Source organism: Thalassovita aquimarina, from assembly GCF_018219815.1.
Lineage (GTDB): Bacteria > Pseudomonadota > Alphaproteobacteria > Rhodobacterales > Rhodobacteraceae > Thalassobius > Thalassobius aquimarinus.
The window spans coordinates 104694-125577 of sequence record NZ_JADMKU010000011.1; the positions used below are offsets into that span (position 1 = coordinate 104694).

Consider the following 20884-nt stretch of genomic DNA (forward strand, 5'->3'; position numbering starts at 1 on the left):
TTTCGTGGTGTTGTCTTCTAAAGAAAACGCATTCGCGTTGAAACGGATTTCGCGGCTCACCGCATGTGCCCGCGCAGGATATCGCCGATCTGCCCCTGCGGCCGGGTGCGGGTGAAGGCCAGAAGCATCCCCACCGCGATACCGCCCGCGATCAACGACGATCCGCCGTAGCTGACGAAGGGCAGCGTCATCCCCTTGGCGGGCAGCAGCCGCACCGCCACCCCCATGTTGATAAGCGCCTGCACGCAGAACATCGCCGCCAGCCCGGTGCCCGCCAGCCGGATGAACGGATCGCGTTCCTTCACCAGCCGGTAGAAGGACCGCAGAACGATCATGGTGAACAGCGCCAGGATGATCAGCACCAGCACCAGACCGTATTCCTCGGCCGCGACGGCGATGATGAAATCGGTATGGGCATCGGGCAGCGACCATTTCACCTCGCCCTCGCCGACGCCGACGCCGAGGAACCCGCCCTCGCGGATCGCCTTGGTGGCGTATCCCAGCTGCGTGGTGGGGTCGATATCGGGGTTCAGGAACCCGTCGATCCGGCGCGCGAAGTGTTCCGATTTGCTATAGGCGAAGGTCCCCGCCAGCACCACCATCCCGGCCATCCCCACCAGCAGCAGGATCGGCGCACCGGCGACGAAATACATCACGCCCCAGGCGAACAGGATCAGCGACGCCTGACCGAAATCGGGCTGCAGCGCCAGAATGAACACGATGAAGACGGTCAGGAAGAACGACCACAGCCGCCCTGGCGGCCCGTTGATTTCCTGCGCAGAGGCCAGCAACCACGCCGCCACGACGACGAAACCGGGCTTGAGGAATTCCGACGGCTGGATGGAGGCGAAGCCCAACGAATACCAGCGCACCGCACCCTTGCCGAAATCGGTCCCGAACAGCGGCAGCGCCAGCACCGCCAGCAGCGACACCGCAAAGCCGATCACCGCCAGCCGGCGCACCAGCGTCGGCGACATCATCGAGGTGATGAACATCGCGGTCAAAGCGACACCGCCGAAAAACGCCTGCCTTTCGACGTAATGGAACGGTCCGAAGCCGTTCTTTTCCGCCAGCGGCGGCGAGGCGGCAAAGCCCAGCAGCAACCCGACCCCGAACAGGATCAGGATGCAGGACATCGTCCATTTGTCGATCGTCCGCCACCATTTGGGAAGAACCGGTTCCACGTCCCTTGCCGGGGCGGAGCCATGCACCATTGCCGTCATCGGATTACTGCCGTTACTGCCTCTGTCATCGCCCCTTTTCGGGGTCTGCGATCAGTCTAACGCGAATGTGATTCGCTGACCAGCGTTTTGAATGGCCTCAGGCCCGGACTTGCCAAAACCCGCCATTTCGGGCAGGCCCCCGCCATGCAATTCGAAACGATCATCCTTGGCGCCGGAGCAGCCGGCATGATGTGCGCGATCCATGCCGGACGCGACGTGCTGGTGCTCGACCATGCCAAGGCGCCGGGCGAAAAGATCCGCATCTCGGGCGGCGGGCGCTGCAATTTTACCAACATGCACGCGGGCCCGGGCAATTTCCTGAGTGCGAACCCGCATTTCGCCAAATCGGCGCTGGCGCGCTACACGCAGTGGGATTTCCTCGACCTCATCGGGAAACACGGCATTGCGTGGCACGAAAAGACGCTGGGGCAATTGTTCTGCGACGACAGCGCAAAACAGATCGTGGCGATGCTTCTGGACGAAATGGCCAAAGCGGGCGCGACGATGTGGCTGCGCACCGCGATCACATCGGTCGAGAAGAGCGAAGACGGCTTCCGGCTGCAGATCGAAAGCGAGGGCAAGCGCAAGACCGTAACCTGCCGCAATCTGGTGGTGGCGACGGGCGGCAAATCGATCCCCAAGATGGGGGCGACCGGGCTTGCCTATGACATCGCGCGGCAATTCGGGCTTTCGATCACCGAAACGCGCCCGGGCCTGGTGCCGCTGACCTTCCCCGACGGGCGGTTTTCGGGCCTGTCGGGCGTGTCGCTGCCGGTGCGGGTGATCTGCAACGGGGCGAGCTTCGACGAGGCGATGTTGTTCACCCATCGCGGGCTGTCGGGACCTGCGATATTGCAAATCTCCTCCTACTGGCGCGAAGGCGATGCGATCCGCATCAACCTGTTCCCCAATTCCGACCCGTTCGAAGCACTGCGCACCCAACGGCAGCAAGCCGGGCGCAAGAACCTGTCGACGGTGCTGGCGCAGATGCTGCCCTCACGGCTGGCCGATTATCTGGCGGGCGAGTGGAAGCTGAACGGCAATCTGGCCGATCAGGGCGACGCGGCGCTTACCGCGCTTTGCGACCGGCTGACCGGGTGGGACTTGGTTCCGACCGGATCGGAAGGCTACCGCACCGCCGAGGTGACGCTGGGCGGGGTGGATACCGACGGGTTGTCGTCAAAGACGATGATGGCGAAGGATGTGCCGGGGCTCTATTTCATCGGCGAATGCGTCGACGTGACCGGCTGGCTCGGCGGCTACAATTTCCAATGGGCGTGGTCATCGGGGTTCGCGGCGGGCACCTCCATTGCCGCGCAGAGGTAGCGCTGGCCCGGTGGCCTGCCGGCCTTGTTCCGGGCCGGAAATTCCTCAGTCCCCCGATCCCCCCTCCCCGATCAGTTCCGCCGCTTCGTCCAGCAGCCGCACCACCTCCTCGTCTAGGGTCTGGCCGAAATCAACGTAATGCAGCCCGATGGCCTGGAACGGATATGGCGTTGACAGGCAGATCACCTCGTCCACCTCGCCCCGCAAGTCCTCGACCACATCTTCGGGCGCCACCGGCACCGCCAGCACCAGCTTCGCCGGATCACGCTTGCGCACCGCTTTCAGAGATGCCCGCGTGGTCGCCCCGGTGGCGATACCGTCATCCACAACGATCGCGGTGCGGCCCTTGATCGGCACCTGCGCGCGACCGCTCAGGTAAACCCCGCGGCGACGGCGGATTTCCTCCAGCCGCGATTTCGACATCTGCTCGATATCCTCGTCCGTCAGGCCAAGCGCGAGCATGATGCCTTCGTTCGTCACGATCTGCGGATCGTCGCCATTGACCACCGCCGCGACTGCCAGTTCCTGCTGCCCCGGCGCGCCGATCTTGCGCACCATCACAAGGTCCAAGGGCACCTTCAAAGCGCGCACCACCTCGATCGCCACCGGCACGCCGCCGCGCGGCAGCGCCAGAACCACCGGGTCGTCGTAGTTCCTTTCCGCCAGCACTTCGGCCAGGGCCTTGCCCGCCTCGGTACGATTGAGAAAACGGCTCATTGCTGATCCCCCTTGGTGAAATGCCTCTCGAACCAATCGCCCGCCAGGTCGATCACCTGGTCCAGCGTGCCCGGTTCCTCGAACAGGTGGGTGGCGCCCGGCACGATCTGAATCTCATGCGGGCAAGTCATCTGCGCCGCCGCCGTCTCATTGAGGTCGATCACCGGCCCGTCGTGCCCACCCACGATCATCAGCACCGGCGCGCGCACCTGCGGCAGGACCTGCCCGGCAAGATCGGGCCGCCCACCGCGCGACACCACGCTGGCGAACCGATCCGGAGCTTCGGCCGCCGCGACCAGGGCCGCCGCCGCCCCCGTGCTCGACCCGAACAGGGCCACCTGCAGGTCGGCCAATCCCGGCTGGACCATCGCCCAGTCGACCGCCTCGACCATCCGCCTGCCCAGAAGCGGGATGTCGAAAACGTTGGCCCGATCCATCGCCTCCTCTTCGCTTAGCAGGTCGAACAGCAGGGTGGCGATGCCGCGTTGTCCCAGAGCTTCGGCGACGTGATTGTTTCGCGGGCTGCGCCGGCTGCTGCCCGCACCATGAGCAAAAATCACCAGCCCGATCGGATCGTCGGGCACACGCAAGATCCCTTCCAGCTGTTTCGGGCCGACCGAAACGATCTCCTGCTGCGCCATGTTCCCCCCTTCGCCGCCTGCAGCGGCCCATCCTGAGTGGCAATGCTTGGGAACAGGATGGCGGATCGCGAAAGGGGCGTCTTTGACCGAGGTCATGTCGCAAGCGGCCCGAGACAGCGGCGCTTTGCGCCATCAAGCAGCGCCCGACCGCCCATACGGGCGGGCGCTTCTTCACTGTTTGCGCGCTACCGAAACGCCGGAAGTGGCGGATGGGTCCACTGCCAATCACGCAGGGTGGTGCGCCCATCCGCGGTCGGGGTCACCCCGCCAGCGCCGCTTTCACGCAGGCAGTGAAATCCTCACCACGCTGTTCGAAATTGTCGTATTGATCGAAACTCGCCGCCGCCGGGGCCAGCAGCACCGTGTCGCCCTCTTCCGCATCTTCCATCGCACGGGCGACCGCACGTTCCATCGTCGTACAGACCTCGGCTTCGCAGCCATCGAGCAGCAGCGCGAACTGCGCCGCCTCGCGCCCGATCACGTAGGCCTTCTTCACCGATCCCAATGCGTCCAGCAACGGCCCAAGCCCGCCTTCCTTCTGCAGCCCGCCGCAGATCCAGCGGATGTTCGGAAACGCCCGCAACGCCTTTTCTGCACTGTCCACGTTGGTCGCCTTGCTGTCGTTGACGAAGCGGACACCACCTTCATCGGCGATGGTCTGACCGCGATGGGGCAGCCCGGCAAAGCTCTGGAACGCCGCTTCGATCACGCGCGGCGCAAGCCCCAGCGTGCGACAGGCGGCATAGGCGGCGCAGGCGTTCTGGTGGTTATGCGCCCCGGGCAGCCCGGTGATGCCACGCAGGTCGATCGATCCGGCCTGCCGGCCCTTGCGGTATTCGCTGAGGAACCCCTTGCGGGCAAAAACGTTCCAGCTCGGGCCGGTCAGTTTTGTCCCGGCAGACACCCGGATCACCCGGTCGTCCGCCGCGCCCTGCCCCATCTGGTTGGCAAGGTAACGGCCTTCGTTTTCGTCCACCCCGACGACGGCGCGATCCGGCCCGCCCTCGGCAAACAGCCGGCGTTTGGCGGCGAAATAGCCGCCGATGCCGCCATGCCGGTCCAGGTGATCGGGCGACAGGTTGGTGAAGACCGCGATATCGGGGGTCAGCGCGCGCGCCAGGTCGGTCTGGTAGCTCGAGAGTTCCAGCACGATCACCTCGCCGTCGACGGGCGGTTCGATGTCCAGCACCCCGCGCCCGATATTGCCCGCCAGCTGCGCCGGCTTGCCCGCCTCGCACAGGATGTGATGGATCAGCGCCGAGGTGGTGGATTTTCCGTTCGACCCGGTCACCGCGATCACCCGCGGCGGCGTGTCGTAGTGATCCCAGTCGCCCGCCCCCAGCGAGCGGAAAAACAGCCCGATATCGTTGTCCACCGGCACGCCCGCGTCCCAGGCGGCGGCGACCACCTTGTTCGGTTCGGGGTAGAGATGCGGAATGCCCGGGCTGACCACCAGACATACGATATCGTCGAAGGCGCCCGCGCGCATCAGGTCGCGGGTCTCGAACCCTTCGGCCTCGGCCTTGCCGCGCGCATCCGGGTTGTCGTCCCAGCAAACCGGGATCGCGCCACCGGCCTGCAACGCCCGCGCCGCCGCCAGCCCCGACCGGCCCAGCCCCAGAACCGCCACCCGGCGCGTTTCAAATCCCGTGACAGGTATCATGCCCTATTCCCCAACTCTCACCGCCCCTGCGTTTCCTTCTGACCCTTTTCCGCGCGGCGCGCACGCCCGAGGAGTGGGCAAAGGCCCGCGACGAAACAGAACTGCGCGCGCAGGCGCGCACAGCCAAACAGCCGCCTCAGCGCACCTTCAGCGTCGCCAGCCCGATCATCGCCAGGATCAGCGCGATGATCCAGAACCGGATCACGATCTGCGGCTCGGCCCAGCCCTTTTTCTCGTAATGGTGATGGATCGGCGCCATCAGGAACACCCGCTTGCCTGTGCGCTTGAAATACAGGACCTGAATGATCACGCTCAGCGCCTCGACCACGAACAAGCCGCCGACGATGGCCAGAACGATTTCGTGCTTGGTCGCCACCGCGATCGCACCGAGCGCCCCGCCCAGGGCCAGCGACCCGGTGTCCCCCATGAAGACGGCCGCCGGCGGCGCGTTGTACCACAGGAAGCCCAGCCCCCCACCGACCAGACCGGCGACAAAGACCAGGATCTCACCGGTGCCGGGCACGTAGTGCACGTCCAGATATTCGGTGAAGTCGACCCGGCCCACCGCATAGGCGATGATGCCCAGGGCGGTTGCGGCGATCATCACCGGCATGATCGCCAGCCCGTCGAGACCGTCGGTCAGGTTCACCGCGTTGGCAGCGCCCACGACCACGATCATCGCGAACGGGATAAAGATCAGCCCCAGATTGATCAGCGTATCCTTGAACACCGGCAGCGCCAGCCGGTATTGCAGTGCCTCGGGATGGTAAACCGTGGCCCAGTACCCGGCGATGCCGGCGATCGCGAAGCCCAAGAGCAGCCGCAGCTTGCCCGGCACACCCTTGGTATTCTGCTTGCTGACCTTGGCGTAATCGTCGGCAAACCCGATCAGCCCGAAGGCCAGGGTGACGAACAGCACCAGCCAGACGAAGGGATTGTCGAGCCGCGCCCACAGGATCGTCGAGGTCATCAGCGCCCCCACGATCAAGAGCCCGCCCATCGTCGGCGTGCCGGCCTTGACGAAATGCCCCTCGGGGCCGTCGTCGCGGATCGGCTGGCCCTTGCCCTGACGCTTGCGCAGCACGTTGATCAGCGGCCGCCCGAAGATGAAGCCGAAGATCAGCGCGGTCATGAAAGCGCCGCCCGAGCGGAAGGTGATGTAGCGAAACAGGTTGAAGAAGTCGCCACCGTCCGAAAGCTCGGTCAACCAGAAAAGCATATGTTACGCCCCTTGTTCAGATGAGGGCGCGGCATGGCCCAGTTTTCGGATCGCGTCAACAACCTTGGAGACTTTCGATCCCTTCGACCCCTTCACCAGCACAACATCGCCGGCATCGACCAGCCGATGCGTCCGTTCGACCATCTTGCCAGCGGTTTCGGTCCAGTCGCCGCGCCGCCCGGCCGGAAGCCGTTCCCAGAGCATGCGCATGCGCGGCCCGACGCAGTGGATCACGTCAATATCGGCAAGGAAAGGCAGCTCGGCCAGATCCTCGTGCATCTGGTTCTCGTCCTCGCCCAGTTCCAGCATGTCGCCCAGGATCGCCACGCGGCGGCCCTTGCTGACGCGTCCGATACCGTCCCGGGGATGGGCCGCGGCCAGCACTTCCAGCGCCGCCGCCATCGAGGTCGGATTGGCGTTGAAGGCGTCGTCGATCAGGTCGATCGCCTGTTCCTCAACCGCCGGATCAAGCCGTATGCGTTCGCGGATGCCACGCCCCGCCGGCGGCTGCCACCGGGCGATGTCGGAGGCGGCCATCGTCGTATCCAGCCGCAGCGCGTGGATCACCGCCAGAACCCCCATCGCGTTGACCGCGAAATGCCGCCCAGCGGCCATGATCTTGAACAGGACCGGGCTGCGCCAGCGGCGGCCCTCGGCGACGGTGACGTCATCTACCAGCTGGATCTTGGTCAGGCGGTGATGGTTGCGCCTGCCTTCGCCAAAGGTGATCAGTCGCGCCCCGCGCGCCCGCGCCGCTGCCTCGAGGATCGGCGCGGTGTCCAGATCGCCGTTGGTGACGGCCGTCCCGCCCGGTTCCAGCCCGTCGAAAATCGCCGCTTTTTCGCGTGCGATGCCGTCGATATCTTCGAAGGCTTCCAGATGGGCGGCGGCGACGGTGGTGATCATCGCCACATGCGGGCGCGCCATGCGCGCCAGCGGGGAAATTTCACCGGGGTGGTTCATGCCGATCTCAATCACCGCGAAATCGGTGTCGCGCGGCATCCGCGCCAAGGTCAGCGGCACCCCCCAGTGGTTGTTGTAACTGGCCTCGGCGGCGTGGGTCTTGCCCTGCCCGCCCAGCACGATGCGCAGCATTTCCTTGGTCGAGGTCTTGCCGACCGACCCGGTGACAGCGACGATCCTGGCCTTGGTGCGGGCGCGGGCGGCGCGGCCCATGTCCTCCAGCGCTTTCAGAACATCCGGCACGATCAGCAAGGGCGCGTCCTGCGCCACGCCGTCGGGCCGGTGGGTTACCAAGGCCGCCGCCGCGCCCTGTTCCAGTGCCTGCGCCACGAAGTCATGCCCGTCCCGCGCCGCCTTCAGGGCGACGAACAGGTCGCCGGGCCGCAACGTGCGGGTGTCGATCGACACGCCGTCGGCCTGCCAGTCGGTGGTCGCGCGTCCGCCGGTGGCCCGGGCGGCCTCGCTCGCGGTCCACAGGGTCATGCCATGCCTCCGTCCAGCGCCGAGACTGCGACGCTGGCCTGTTCTGCATCGTCGAAGGGATAGACCACGTCGCCCACCACCTGGCCGCTTTCGTGGCCCTTACCGGCGATCAGCAACGCGTCGCCCGGCCCAAGCGCATCGACGCCGCGCAGGATCGCCTCGGCCCGGTCGCCGACCTCAAGCGCCTCGGGGCAGCCCATCATCACGTCCTGTCGGATCGCGGCGGGGTCTTCGCTGCGCGGGTTGTCGTCGGTCACGATCACAAGATCGGCGTTTTCCGCCGCCGCCTGACCCATCAACGGCCGCTTGGTCCGGTCGCGGTCGCCGCCCGCGCCCACCACCGCCACCAGCCGCCCCATCACATGCGGGCGCAGCGCCTTCAGAGCGGTTTTCACCGCGTCGGGCGTATGGGCATAATCCACGAACACGGCCGCGCCGTTGGCCCGCGTCGCGGCCAGCTGCATCCGGCCGCGCACCGTGCCCAAATGCGGCAGGGTTTCGAACACCCGCTCGGCATTGGCTCCCGCACCGATCACCAGTCCGGCGGCCAGCAGCACGTTTTCCGCCTGGAAGCCGCCGATTAATGGCAGCCGGACAAGATGCGATATGCCATTGAAGCCAAAGCGGATTTCCTGCGACGTAGCATCGAAGCGCTGCCCCTGCAGTTGCAGGTCGGCCAGCGGCAAGCGCCCGACGCGGATCACCCTTTGGCCGCGTTCGATGGCCAGTCCGGCGATATCCTGACCGCGCGGATCGTCGATATTGACGACCGCGACGCCGTCCTCGGGCAGAACCCGGGTGAACAGCCCCGCCTTGGCGCGGAAATAATCGTCGAACGAGGCGTGGTAGTCGAGGTGATCCTGGGTGAAATTGGTGAACCCCGCCGCCTTCAGGTGAACCCCGTCCAGTCGCCGTTGCGCCAGCCCGTGGCTCGAGGCCTCCATCGCGGCATGGGTGATGCCTGCATCGGCGCAGGCGGCCAGCATCCGGTGCAGGGTGATCGGTTCCGGCGTGGTATGATGCAGCGGCGCCCGGTAGGCGCCTTCGACTCCGGTGGTGCCCAGGTTGACCGCGTCAAAGCCCAGTTCCGTCCAGATCTGCCGCGCGAAGGTGGCGACCGAGGTTTTGCCGTTGGTGCCGGTGACGGCGACCATGGTGGCGGGCTGTGCCCCGAACCACAAGGCGGCGGAATAGGCCAGCGTCTGGCGCGGATCCTCGGCCACGATCAGGGCGGCGTCGCTGCGCGACAGGGCACCGCTGGCGATCCGCGCGCCCTCTGCATCGGTCAGGATGGCGTCGGCCCCCATTTCCAGCGCGGTTTCGATGAAACTTGCGCCGTGGACCTTGGTCCCCGGCAATGCCGCAAACAGATACCCCTTGCGCACCTCGCGGCTGTCCACCGCCAGCCCGGCAATGAACGGATTGCGCCCGCCCTGGGCGGTCAGCCCCAGTTCACCCAGCGACTTTCCCTGTGTGTTGCCCTGCTCTGCCATCTTGCGCCTTTCCCGGCTTAGTTCGATGTCAGGGTTATATCAGCAAGGGTGGCGGGTTCAATCTCGGGGCGCAGGCCCAACAGCGGCGCGACGCGGCGGATCATTTCGGCGGCAACCGGCACGGCGGTCCAGCCCGCGGTGCGGCGCGGTTTGTCGCCGGAGTTCTCGGACGGTTCGTCCAGCGTCACCACCAGGACATATTGCGGATCATGCGCCGGGAACATCGAGGCGAAATTCGCGATCACCCGGTCTTCGTAATATCCGCCGCCGTTTTCCTTGGGCTTGTCGGCGGTGCCGGTTTTTCCGGCCACCGCATAACCCGGCACATCGCCGAAGCTGGCGGTGCCCTCGGTGACCACCTTGCGCAGCATCTGACGCGCGGCGCGGGCGGTCTGGGATGACATCACCCGGGGACCCAGTTGCGCCGCGTCCTGCTTCAGCAGGGTCGGTTTGACACTGGTGCCGCCATTGGCAATGACGGCGTATGCGGCGGCCAAATGCATCGGCGTCGCCGACAGGCCATGCCCGTAGGAAATCGTCATCGTCGACAGTTCCGACCAATTCGGCGGCAACAGCGGCACGCCGCCGCCCGCCTCGGTCAGTTCCACCGGGGTGGCCTCGAAAAAGCCAAGACGGCGCAGGAAATCCTTCTGCCGCTCCACACCGATTTCCTGCGCCACCCTGGCGCTGCCGATATTGGACGACTTCACGATGACCTTGGTCAGGCTCATTTCCTTGCCGTAATAATGGTAATCGCGGATCCGGAATTTGCCCCAACGCAGCGGACCACGGGTGTCGATCACGCTGTCGGGGCGGGCCAGGCCCAGTTCCATCGCCTGCGCCGCCGCGAAGATCTTGAAGGTCGATCCCAGTTCGTAGACCCCCTGCACAGCGCGGTTGAACAGCGGGCTGTCCGCGGCATGACCCTGGGTCGGCGGGCGCGGCCGGTCGTTGGGATCGAAATCGGGCAATGACACCAGCGACAGGATTTCGCCGGTATGCACATCCATCAGAACCGCTGCAGCGCCCTTGGCATTCATCAGCTTCATGCCGCCGTAAAGCACCTGCTCCGCTGCCGCCTGCACCGACAGATCCAGCGACAGTTTAAGCGCCTTGCCCTCGTTGGACGGGTCACGCAGCATGCCATCGAAACGGCGCTCGACCCCGGCGACGCCGATCACCTCGGCGGCGTGTACGCCTTCGCGCCCGAACCCGGCCCCGCCCAGCACATGGGCAGCGAGCCGCCCGTTTGGATAAAGCCGCATTTCGCGCGGGCCGAACATCAGGCCGGGATCGCCGATATCATGCACCGCCTGTTTCTGTTCAGGGCTCAACTTCTTGCGAATCCACAGGAATTTGCGCTTCCCGGTGAAGTCTTTCAGCAGCTTTTCACGCTCTAGGTCAGGGAAGATGCGCGCCAGTTCGGTGGCGGCATGTTCCGGGTCGATCATCTGCGGCGGCTGGGCGTAAAGCGAATAGGTTTCCAGGTTGGTGGCCAAGATACGTCCCTGCCGGTCGACGATATCGGCGCGTTGCGCCACGATGGCGGCGCCGGCGGCGCTGGCGCGCGGCTCGGACGGTTCGGACGCCGACAACATCGCCATGCGCCCGCCCACCGCCGAAAAGGCACAAAGGAAAAACAGCCCCAGCACCAGCAGGCGGCCTTCGGCGCGCTGCCGGGCGCGGTCGCGCATTTCCTCGTGCCGCAACCGGATATTTTCTCGCTCGATCGCGTCGGGGTTTTCGCCCTTCTGGCGGGCTTCGAGGATGCGGGCCAGCGGGCGCAGCGGGGTCCGGATCATCACAGCCCCCCGCGCGACGACACGTCCACCGGATCGGTGATGACGAAGTTCGAGGTCTGCACCGGATAGGCGACCTGATCGGCTTTGCCGAACTGTTCCGGCGCCAACGGCAGCAGCCCCAGCCGGTCGAAATTGATCTCGGCCAGTTCGCGCAGCCGGTCGGGACGGTTGAGATAGGCCCATTCGGCCCTGAGCATCGCCAGACGCGACCGGGTGCGGCCGATCTGGGCCTGCAGGCCTTCGGTCCGGTCCAGCGCCGCCTGGGTCTTGTAGTTTTCCTGATAGGCCCAGAAGGCCAGCCCGATCACGGACAGGGCGGTCACGATATAGAAAAAGCTACGCATTGCTCACTTCCCCTTCAGCATCGGCATGCCCAGCCCCTTTCGGTCGCAGGGCCCCGCCGGAGCATCGGTGCGAATACCCACCCGCAGCTTTGCGCTGCGCGAGCGCGGATTTTCTTCCAGTTCCTGATCGTCCGGACCAATGGCCTTGCGGCTTTTCAGGATGAACTGTGCCGCGACTTCCTGTTGTTCCGGCGCGTAACGGCTGCCGCGGCCACCGCCGCCCGATCGCTGCTGGAAGAACCGCTTCACCATCCGGTCCTCGATCGAATGGAAGGTGACGACGGCCAGCTGCCCACCTGGTTTCAACGCCCGTTCGGCGGCTTCAAGCCCGCCGATCAATTCGCCATATTCGTCGTTCACCGCGATGCGCAGCGCCTGGAAGGAACGCGTCGCGGGATGCGACTGCCCAGGCTTGGAGCGCGGCAGGCAGCCTTCGATGATCCCGGCCAGGCGCAGGGTGGTGGTGATCGGCTCGATGGCGCGTTCGCGCAGGATCGCCTTGGCGATGCGGCGGCTGGCGCGTTCTTCGCCGTAATGGAACAGGATATCGGCCAGATCGCTTTCACTCGCCTCGTTGACGATATCGGCGGCGGAGCGCCCTTCCTGACTCATCCGCATGTCGAGCGGGCCATCCTTCATGAAGGAAAAGCCGCGTTCGGCCATGTCGAGCTGCATCGAGCTGACCCCGAGGTCCAGAACCACGCCATCAAGGTCGGAACCGTATTCATCAAGCCGTGAAAACACCCCCTGGACGAGTTCCAGGCGATCGCCGTACTGACCAGCCCAGGGCGCGGCCATTTCAAAGGCGAGCGGATCGCGGTCGACGCCGATCACCTTGTCGGCGCCCGCCTCCAGCAATGCGCGGGTATAGCCGCCGGCGCCGAAGGTGCCGTCAAGCCAGATACCGGAAACCGGCGACACCGCCTTGATCAGCGGGCGCAGCAATACGGGAATATGCGGGGCGTTGCCGGAGCTCGGGACCGTGTCGGTCATATCAAGCCCCCTCCACACCATCCAGCAGCGTCAACGGATCGAAATCATCGTCCTGCCCGGCGAGGAAATCGTCGATTTCGGCGGCTTCCTCGGCGGCATAGGTATCGGCGTTCCAGATCTCGAAGTAATCGCCCATCGCGACCATTACAGCCTCGCCTTCCAGCCCGATCTGTTCGCGCCGTTCCTTCGGCAGAACGATGCGGCCGTCACGGTCAATCTCGGTTTCCAGCGACTTGCCAAGGATCATCCGGCTGGCGACCTGGCGCTGTTTCGATCCGCGCGGCAAGGCCTTGATGTCTGCTTCGATCTCGGCCATCGCCTCGATCGTGTAGGCGTGCAGACAGCCCTTCAGATGCGGACCGTAAAGAACGACCATGCGCGGATTGGGATTTTGCGGGAAGTCCGGGTCGCCGTCTTCGAGCACACGGCGAAAAGCAGCAGGGATCGACATCCGACCCTTGCCGTCAACCTTCTGGCTGAACTCGCCTCTGAAACTCAGACCCACTGTCTTGGCCCGTCCCTTTGTTGCCCGCCCAGGCTTGTTGGCGCCGACCGCAAGGTTCCGAAAACGAAACGGCGGATTGAGCTGCTGCCACTGCCCAATCCGCCGCCCTCGTCCCGCCTTGCGGGGTGTCCAGCTGCGCGCGCCACCTGGGGGGATGTCTGCTCGCTCGCGCGCCGGATCTCTCTATCTCGATGAAAGCGAGTGCCTGTATGAAACCTGACTTGGGATTTTCGCGGGGTCTTGTTGCCCCTTATTGTTCCCGCCCTCATCGTGTGAACTAGAGATGCCATGGGAATTCATGGAAATCAATAGGAATTTTCCCCGCGACTCGGCGATTCACGGTTTTAACAGCAATATACCGGTCAGGGAAAGCGTTGAATTATGGCCATAATTTGGCACTTATAGAATCACCAATCGCGCCAACCACAATATCTAGACGACTTCCGGCAGCGACCGACGCTCCCATAAAGTCCCAAAAAATTTTTAGCATACCCCTCGCATCCATGCCATTCGGGACAGTTCCGCATGAAAGCCCCCAGGATTTACCCGGAAATTCCCGATGCAGATGCGTGCGCGCACCCACCAAACCCCAACCCACCGCCCCTGCCGGACCGGCCGACACACTCCTTTCCCATGATTTCCCAGAGGCGGCCGCAGAACGGGAATTTCACCCCGATCGCCCCGAAAACCGCCTATACTCAAGGCCGCTGAAGTTTCCGCTTCTCTTTCGCCGCAAAACCGGATAGGTCGCACGGCTTATTCATGCGGCCCGCCCTTTTCCGGCCCTTCGGGACTGTCGCCACCGCCAAGGACATCTATTCCGACATGACGCTTCCCTCTGACATTCCTGCGGCGCTGGCCGAGGCGCTGGCCACGCGCGGCTATGACACGCTGACCCCTGTGCAACAGGAAATGATCCGCCCCGACCTGGCCGAAAGCGACCTGCTGGTGTCGGCGCAGACCGGATCGGGCAAAACCGTGGGCTTCGGGCTGGCGCTGGCGCCGACCCTGCTGCAGGACACTGACCGCCTGCCCTTCGCGGCGGCACCGCTGGCGCTGATCATCGCGCCGACGCGGGAACTGGCACTGCAGGTGCGGCGCGAATTCGAATGGCTTTATGCCGGCACCGGCGCGACACTGGCCTCCTGCGTCGGCGGCATGGACATGCGCACCGAAAAGCGGGCACTGGAACGCGGCGCGCATATCGTGGTCGGCACCCCGGGCCGGCTGCGCGACCATATTCAGCGCAACAGCATCGACCTGTCGGCAATCCGCGCCGTGGTGCTGGACGAAGCCGACGAAATGCTGGATCTGGGCTTTGCCGAGGATCTGGAATTCATCCTCGGCACCGCGCCCGACACCCGCCGCACGCTGATGTTTTCCGCCACCGTCCCGCGCGAAATCGAACGGCTGTCGAAAAATTTCATGCGCGACGATGCCGAGCGGGTGAAAACCACCTCGGCCACGCCGCAGCACAGCGATATCGAATACCGCGCCTTCACCGCCCAGCCCGAAGCGACCGAGGGCGCGGTGATCAACGCGCTGCGTTACTATGATGCGGAAAACGCCATCGTGTTCTGCAACACCCGCGCGATGGTGAACCGGCTGACCGCGCGACTATCGAACCGCGGCTTCCAGGTGGTGGCGCTGTCGGGCGAACTGAGCCAGAGCGAACGCAGCCACGCATTGCAGTCGATGCGCGACGGCCGCGCCCGGGTTTGCGTGGCGACCGACGTGGCGGCGCGCGGCATCGACCTGCCGAAGCTCGACCTGGTGGTGCATGCCGAATTGCCGACCGGTTCGGAAACCCTGCTGCACCGCTCGGGCCGGACGGGCCGCGCCGGGCGCAAGGGCGTGTCGGCGCTGATCGTCACCCATCGCAGCCACAAGAAGGCCGACCGGCTGTTGCGCTTTGCCAAGGTCAAGGCCGAGTGGGGCCCGCCGCCCTCGGCCGATGACGTGCGCGCAAAGGACCGCGAACGGATGCTGGCCGATCCGGTCTGGACCGATCCCGCTCCCGAGGCGCTGCAGGATTTCATCCAGACCCTGACCGAAACCTTCAGCCCGGAACAACTGGCCAAGGCCTATCTGGCGATCTACGAGACCCGCCATTCCGCGCCCGAAGACCTGTCGGTGCCGGAGAAAACGGAAAAGCGCGAACGCGTGCCGTTCGGCCCCTCGGCCTGGATCGGACTGACCATCGGGCAGTCCGACCGCGCCGAAGCCCGCTGGCTGCTGCCGATGCTGTGCCGCGCCGGCGAAATCGGCAAGGACGATATCGGCGCGATCCGCATCCAGGACAAGGAAACCTTCGTCGAAATGAAGGCCCCCGCGCGGGAACGCTTCCTGGACAAGATCGGCGCCGAAGCGGTCCTGGAACAGGGCATCCGGGTGATCCCGCTGGACAGCGCCCCCGACCTGCCCGCGCGCGCCGCGCCGAAGCCGGGTGCGCGTGCCAAGCGGGTCTGGGACAAGCCTGAAGGCAAAGGTCCGCGTGACAAGCCTTACAAGAAGCGCGACGAGTCGTATAAAAAGCGCGACGACGAGGTGCATGCCCCGCGCAAACCCCGCGCCAAGGCCGATGACCGCGACGTCGCCGACAAGCCGCGCGCCAAGAAGAAATGGGACAAGCCGGCAGGAGGGGAGAAACCCGCCTACAAGGACAAACCCGCCCACAAGGGCAAACCGGCCCACAAGGGAAAACCCGGCGGCAAGCCCGGCAAGCCGGAGGGCGGCGCCAAACCGGCCGCCCGCGCGTCGACCTTCAAGAAAGGGGCAAGCGATCCCTCCGCCCGCATGGGCAAAGGCAAGCCCAAGCGCCGCAGCGCGGCCCCCGGTCGCGGACCCGACGCGATGCCCCGGCGGCAGAAATAACAAAAGGCGGCCTCACCGGGCCGCCTTTTTCCTTTCCACGCTGCCGGAGCGGCAGAGCAGCTTACGCCATGCCGCCCTTGACTAACCGGTCGGCCAGACGGGCATAGGCATCGGCCATCGCCCCTTCCCCGGCCGCGACCGGCGTGCCGCCATCACCGGCAAGCCGGGTATCTAGATCGATCGGCAATTGCGCCAGCAAGGGCACGCCCAGCTTTTCGGCCTCGGTTGCGACACCGCCATGACCGAAGATATGCGCCTCGTGGCCGCATTCGGGACAATGGAAGCTGGACATGTTTTCCACCAGCCCGAGGATCGGCGTCTTCAGCGTATTGAACATGTCGATCGCCTTGCGTGCGTCCAGCAGCGCCACGTCCTGCGGCGTCGACACGATGATCGCCCCGGTCAGCACCGCGCGCTGACACAGGGTCAGCTGCACGTCGCCGGTGCCCGGCGGCAGATCGACGATCAGCACGTCCAGTTCGCCCCAGTTCACCTGCCCCAGCATCTGCTGCAGCGCCCCCATCAGCATCGGACCGCGCCAGATCACCGCCTTGTCGGGGTCCAGCATCAGCCCGATCGACATCAGGGTAACACCATGCGCATGCAGCGGTTCGATGGTCTTGCCGTCGGGGCTGGCGGGGCGCTTGCTGACGCCCATCATCCGGGGCTGCGATGGCCCGTATATGTCAGCGTCCAGCAGCCCCACCTTGCGGCCCTGTTTTGCCAGCGCCACGGCGAGGTTCGACGACACGGTGGATTTGCCCACCCCGCCCTTGCCGGACCCGACCACGAGGATCCGGTCGACACCGGCCGGTTTCAGCGGTTCGGCCTGCGGCTTGGGATGGCCGCCGACTTTCAGGCTTGGCGCCGGCTTCTGCGGCGCCGGGCCATGAGCGGTCAGCGCCACGGTGACCGACGACACGCCGTCAAGCGACGCCACGCAGCGTTCGGCGGCGGCGCGCAGCGGCTCCATCGCCCGGGCCGCGTCGGGATCAGGCGCCTCGATGACGAAACGAACCGTGTCGTTCTCGATGCTCAGCGCCCGCAGCATGTCGCGCGACACCAAGGTGCCGCCATCCGGCAGCTCGATCTGTTCCAGTGCCGATTCTATTTTTTCCCGCGTGATTGCCATGCCCATCTCCTTAACGATTCGTCGCACTAGAGGGCGGTTTTGCGGCGGATACAAGCCCCGGGCGCAAGCCCCCACATGCCAGTTTCCCGCAATTACCCTGCGAAAGCAGCAGCGACAAAGTGCCTTGTGCTTACCGATTGGTCAAAATTTTCGGCACCTTGAGAATAGGTCAGTATTGCGTATGCATTTCCTGCATAGCTGCATTGCAGCATCGGGCGTTGTGCAAGCGCAGCAAAAGGACCAGATATGGCACAACAAAACGAAACGCGCCTTCACAGGCTGCCTCAAACGGAAAGATACGACAATGGCTACTGCATCCGATATCCGCGCCCATAACGGTGGTATTGCCGATCGCATCGCCGCCTTCTTCACCGAAGTGGGCGTGCGCTACGCCCGCTACAAAGCCTACCGCGAGACGCTGAACGAACTGGCAAGCCTGGGTGACCGCGAACTGCGCGATCTCGGCCTGTGCCGCTCGCAGCTGCGCTCGGTGGCCTACGAACACGCCTACGGCGAGAACTGATTTCACGGATCAGAAGCGCTCTCCTCCTCCCTGCGCTTCTGTGAAATGGCGGTGACATCCTCCTCCTCCCTGATGTCGCCGCACCAAATTCGGGCCTGATCAGCCCAAAGAGATGCGCAACCTCTCTCCTCCTCCCCGAGGTTGCGTTGTCAAGAGCGGCGGTCCCCCCTCCTCCTCCCTGGGGATCGCCGCGCCTGACATACATATTCGACGGGATCCCTCCTCCTCCCTGGATCCCGATCGTTGCCAAGAGCGGTGATCCTTCTTCTCCTCCCTTTGGGTCACCGCTTCTTGCACCGAATACCGCGGCCCCCTCCTCCCTTGGGTCGCCGGTACAAAGACGGCGGCGCCCCTCCTCCCTTGGCGCCGCCGTTTTTTATTTTCCGTCACCCTGTTTCGGGCGCGACAATCACTTTGGATAGCTGAACGCGCCGGCCCTGCCCGGACACAAGGGTCCACTGCCGTGTCGGGCCCTCATCAAAGGGTCCCCTGATCGCGGTGTCCGGGATGGTCACACGATGTAGCGGAACAATGCCCGGCCGCGGCGCCGAGCATGGCGCCCGGCAACCGGTACGGGATTTCTGGGCACAGACTATGCGCGCCGTTTCAAACCACCGTCAAAACGGCACGTCGTCGGCGCCGGTCACGAACCGCGCCACCACCTTTTTCACCCCGGCCTTTTCGAAATCGACCTCGAGCTTGTCGCCCTCGATCCCGATAATCGCGCCATAGCCGAACTTTTGGTGAAACACCCGTTCGCCGACCGTGTGGGCGCTGACCGCGTCAAGATCGATTACCGTGTTGCGGGTTTCACGCGGCTGGCTGACCGGGCGGGCGGAACTGCGCGATTGCATCCGTTTCCAGCCCGGCGAGTTGTAGACATTGGCCTCCGACGCGCGGGTTTCGATGCCCGACTGCACCGGCGCCGCCGCGCCGTAGCCGCCACCATAGAGCCCCGGCGGGGTCAGCACCTCGACATGTTCCTCGGGCAACTCATCAATGAAGCGCGACGGCAGTTGCGATTGCCACTGGCCGAAGACGCGGCGGTTGCCGGCGAAGGAAATGGTGCAAATCTCCTCGGCCCTCGTGATGCCGACATAGGCGAGGCGGCGTTCTTCCTCCAGCCCCTTGAGGCCGGTTTCGTCCATCGAGCGTTGCGACGGGAACAGCCCGTCTTCCCAGCCCGGCAGGAACACGGCGGGGAATTCCAGCCCCTTGGCCGCGTGCAGGGTCATGATCGACACCTTGGCGCCGTCATCGCCCTTGTCATTGTCCATGATCAGCGCCACGTGTTCGAGGAAGCCAGCAAGGTTTTCGAACTGTTCCAGCGCCTTGACCAGTTCCTTTAAGTTTTCCAGACGGCCCGGTGCCTCCGGCGTCTTGTCGTTCTGCCACATGGCGGTGTAGCCGGATTCGTCGAGGATGATCTCGGCCAGTTCCATGTGGGTGAGATCGGGATCGCCCGCCATCCGGCCCCAACGGTCGATGCCGTCGATCAGCAGGGCCAGTTCCTTGGCGCCCTTGCCGCCGAGGCCCTTTTCGTCGAGCAGGATTCGCGCGCCTTCGACCAGCGGAACACCGTTGGACCGCGCCGCCATCTGGATTTTCTGCTGCGCCTTGTCGCCAAGGCCGCGCTTGGGGGTGTTCACGATCCGCTCGAAGGCCAGATCGTCGGTGGGGCTGACCACGACGCGGAAATAGGCCATCGCGTCGCGAATCTCCATCCGCTCGTAAAAGCGCGGCCCGCCGATGACGCGATAGGGCAAGCCGATGGTCAGGAAGCGATCCTCGAAGGCGCGCATCTGATGCGAGGCACGGACCAGAATCGCGATATCATCCAGATCGAACGGGCGCATGCCGCGTGTACCGCTTTGCATCGCCTCGATCTCCTCGCCGATCCAGCGGGCTTCTTCCTCGCCGTCCCAATGGCCGATCAGGCGAACCTTTTCGCCATGTTCGGATTCGGTCCAGAGCGTTTTGCCCAAACGCCCCTCATTGCCCGAAATCACGTTCGAAGCGGCGGCCAGGATATGCGGGGTCGACCGGTAATTCTGCTCCAGCCGAACCACCTGCGCGCCGGGAAAATCCTTTTCGAACCGCAGGATATTGCCCACTTCTGCACCGCGCCAGCCATAGATAGACTGATCGTCGTCTCCGACGCAGCAGATATTCTTGTGCCCGCCCGCCAGCAGCCGCAGCCACAGGTATTGGGCCACGTTGGTATCCTGATATTCGTCGACAAGGATGTATTTGAACCAGCGGCGGTATTGCGCCAGCACGTCGTCGTGCTGCTGGAAGATCGTCACCATGTGCAGCAGCAGGTCGCCGAAATCGGTGGCGTTCAATTCGCGCAACCGGGTCTGGTACTGGGTGTAAAGCTCGATCCCGCGGCCATTGAATGCCCCGGCCTCGGCCCCCGGCACGTTTTCCGGCGTCCAGGCGCGGTTTTTCCAGTGATCGATGATCCCGGCCAGTTGCCGCGCGGGCCAGCGCTTGTCGTCGATATTGTTGGCCGCGATCAGCTGTTTCAGCAGCCTGATCTGGTCGTCGGTGTCCAGAATGGTGAAGTTCGACTTCAACCCCACCAACTCGGCATGACGGCGCAACAGCTTGACGCAGATCGCGTGGAAGGTGCCGAGCCACGGCATGCCCTCGACCGCCTGGCCCAGCATCCGACCGACGCGCTCCTTCATTTCCCGCGCTGCCTTGTTGGTGAAGGTGACCGAGAGGATCTCGTTCGGTTGCGCCCGGCCGGTGTTGAGCAAGTGCACGATCCGCGCGGTCAGCGCCTTGGTCTTGCCCGTGCCGGCGCCCGCCAGCATCAGGACGGGACCATCCAGCGCCTCGACCGCGGCGCGCTGCGCCGGGTTCAGTTCATCCAGATAGGGCGCCGGCCGCGCCGCCATGGCGCGGGCCGACAGCGAGGCGCCTTCGAAGGCGTCATTTTCGTCGAAACTGCTCATACCCGCCAATCTAGCGCGGG

16 protein-coding genes are annotated in these 20884 nt (G+C 64.9%); 3 read left to right on the top strand and 13 right to left on the bottom strand.

The window, feature by feature from the left end; genetic code table 11:
• Positions 1–56: 56 nt before the first annotated feature.
• Positions 57–1223 carry a putative lipid II flippase FtsW gene (gene ftsW / locus IT775_RS13175; RefSeq protein ID WP_212701582.1) on the bottom strand — a complete coding sequence of 389 codons (1167 nt, stop codon included), beginning with the start codon at positions 1221–1223 and terminating at the stop codon, positions 57–59.
• 144 nt (positions 1224–1367) lie between these two features.
• Here ftsW and IT775_RS13180 point away from each other — a divergent pair, with 144 nt between their 5' ends.
• The gene (locus IT775_RS13180) at positions 1368–2549 is read left to right on the top strand and encodes a BaiN/RdsA family NAD(P)/FAD-dependent oxidoreductase (protein ID WP_212701583.1); all 1182 of its coding nucleotides are present in this window, start codon (positions 1368–1370) and stop codon (positions 2547–2549) included.
• 45 nt (positions 2550–2594) lie between these two features.
• Here IT775_RS13180 and IT775_RS13185 read toward each other — a convergent pair whose 3' ends face one another.
• The 10 genes from IT775_RS13185 to IT775_RS13230 all read right to left on the bottom strand — a co-directional run bounded on the left by IT775_RS13185 (position 2595) and on the right by IT775_RS13230 (position 13318).
• Positions 2595–3266, bottom strand: a complete 672-nt coding sequence (locus IT775_RS13185; protein ID WP_212701584.1) for a phosphoribosyltransferase — start codon at positions 3264–3266, stop codon at positions 2595–2597.
• Positions 3263–3907 (bottom strand): dienelactone hydrolase family protein, encoded by a 645-nt coding sequence (locus tag IT775_RS13190; protein WP_212701585.1) that lies wholly within the window; start codon positions 3905–3907, stop codon positions 3263–3265. The genes IT775_RS13185 and IT775_RS13190 overlap by 4 nt, the downstream gene beginning before the upstream one ends.
• A 259-nt stretch (positions 3908–4166) precedes the next feature.
• Positions 4167–5570: a UDP-N-acetylmuramoyl-L-alanine--D-glutamate ligase gene (gene murD / locus IT775_RS13195; protein ID WP_212701586.1), complete on the bottom strand. Its 1404-nt coding sequence runs from the start codon at positions 5568–5570 to the stop codon at positions 4167–4169.
• 136 nt (positions 5571–5706) lie between these two features.
• Entirely contained in the window at positions 5707–6789 is a 1083-nt protein-coding gene (gene mraY / locus IT775_RS13200) for a phospho-N-acetylmuramoyl-pentapeptide-transferase (RefSeq protein WP_212701587.1), read from the bottom strand.
• A 3-nt stretch (positions 6790–6792) separates the two neighbouring features.
• The gene (locus tag IT775_RS13205; protein WP_212701588.1) at positions 6793–8235 is read right to left on the bottom strand and encodes a UDP-N-acetylmuramoyl-tripeptide--D-alanyl-D-alanine ligase; all 1443 of its coding nucleotides are present in this window, start codon (positions 8233–8235) and stop codon (positions 6793–6795) included.
• Complete coding sequence (locus IT775_RS13210) at positions 8232–9728, bottom strand: UDP-N-acetylmuramoyl-L-alanyl-D-glutamate--2,6-diaminopimelate ligase (protein ID WP_212701589.1); 1497 nt, start codon at positions 9726–9728, stop codon at positions 8232–8234. The genes IT775_RS13205 and IT775_RS13210 overlap by 4 nt, the downstream gene beginning before the upstream one ends.
• Positions 9729–9745: 17 nt before the next feature.
• Positions 9746–11530 (bottom strand): peptidoglycan D,D-transpeptidase FtsI family protein, encoded by a 1785-nt coding sequence (locus tag IT775_RS13215; RefSeq protein WP_212701590.1) that lies wholly within the window; start codon positions 11528–11530, stop codon positions 9746–9748.
• Positions 11530–11874, bottom strand: coding sequence for a cell division protein FtsL (ftsL, locus tag IT775_RS13220; RefSeq protein ID WP_212701591.1), 345 nt, complete (start codon positions 11872–11874; stop codon positions 11530–11532). The genes IT775_RS13215 and ftsL overlap by 1 nt, the downstream gene beginning before the upstream one ends.
• A 3-nt stretch (positions 11875–11877) precedes the next feature.
• Positions 11878–12867, bottom strand: a complete 990-nt coding sequence (gene rsmH, locus IT775_RS13225) for a 16S rRNA (cytosine(1402)-N(4))-methyltransferase RsmH (RefSeq protein ID WP_212701592.1) — start codon at positions 12865–12867, stop codon at positions 11878–11880.
• A gap of 1 nt (position 12868) precedes the next feature.
• The gene (locus IT775_RS13230; RefSeq protein WP_218958610.1) at positions 12869–13318 is read right to left on the bottom strand and encodes a division/cell wall cluster transcriptional repressor MraZ; all 450 of its coding nucleotides are present in this window, start codon (positions 13316–13318) and stop codon (positions 12869–12871) included.
• A gap of 879 nt (positions 13319–14197) precedes the next feature.
• Between IT775_RS13230 and IT775_RS13235 the strand changes: the two genes are divergently transcribed.
• Positions 14198–16246 carry a DEAD/DEAH box helicase gene (locus IT775_RS13235; RefSeq protein WP_212701605.1) on the top strand — a complete coding sequence of 683 codons (2049 nt, stop codon included), beginning with the start codon at positions 14198–14200 and terminating at the stop codon, positions 16244–16246.
• A gap of 61 nt (positions 16247–16307) precedes the next feature.
• Here the strand turns inward: IT775_RS13235 and IT775_RS13240 are convergent, their stop codons facing one another.
• Complete coding sequence (locus tag IT775_RS13240; RefSeq protein WP_212701594.1) at positions 16308–17378, bottom strand: Mrp/NBP35 family ATP-binding protein; 1071 nt, start codon at positions 17376–17378, stop codon at positions 16308–16310.
• Between the two features lie 304 nt (positions 17379–17682).
• Between IT775_RS13240 and IT775_RS13245 the strand changes: the two genes are divergently transcribed.
• Entirely contained in the window at positions 17683–17901 is a 219-nt protein-coding gene (locus IT775_RS13245) for a DUF1127 domain-containing protein (protein WP_212701595.1), read from the top strand.
• A gap of 617 nt (positions 17902–18518) precedes the next feature.
• On the opposite strand, the gene IT775_RS13250 is transcribed toward IT775_RS13245, so the two are convergent.
• On the bottom strand, positions 18519–20864 hold the full coding sequence (locus IT775_RS13250; RefSeq protein WP_212701596.1) for an ATP-dependent helicase: 2346 nt from the start codon (positions 20862–20864) through the stop codon (positions 18519–18521).
• Between the last annotated feature and the right edge of the window lie 20 nt (positions 20865–20884).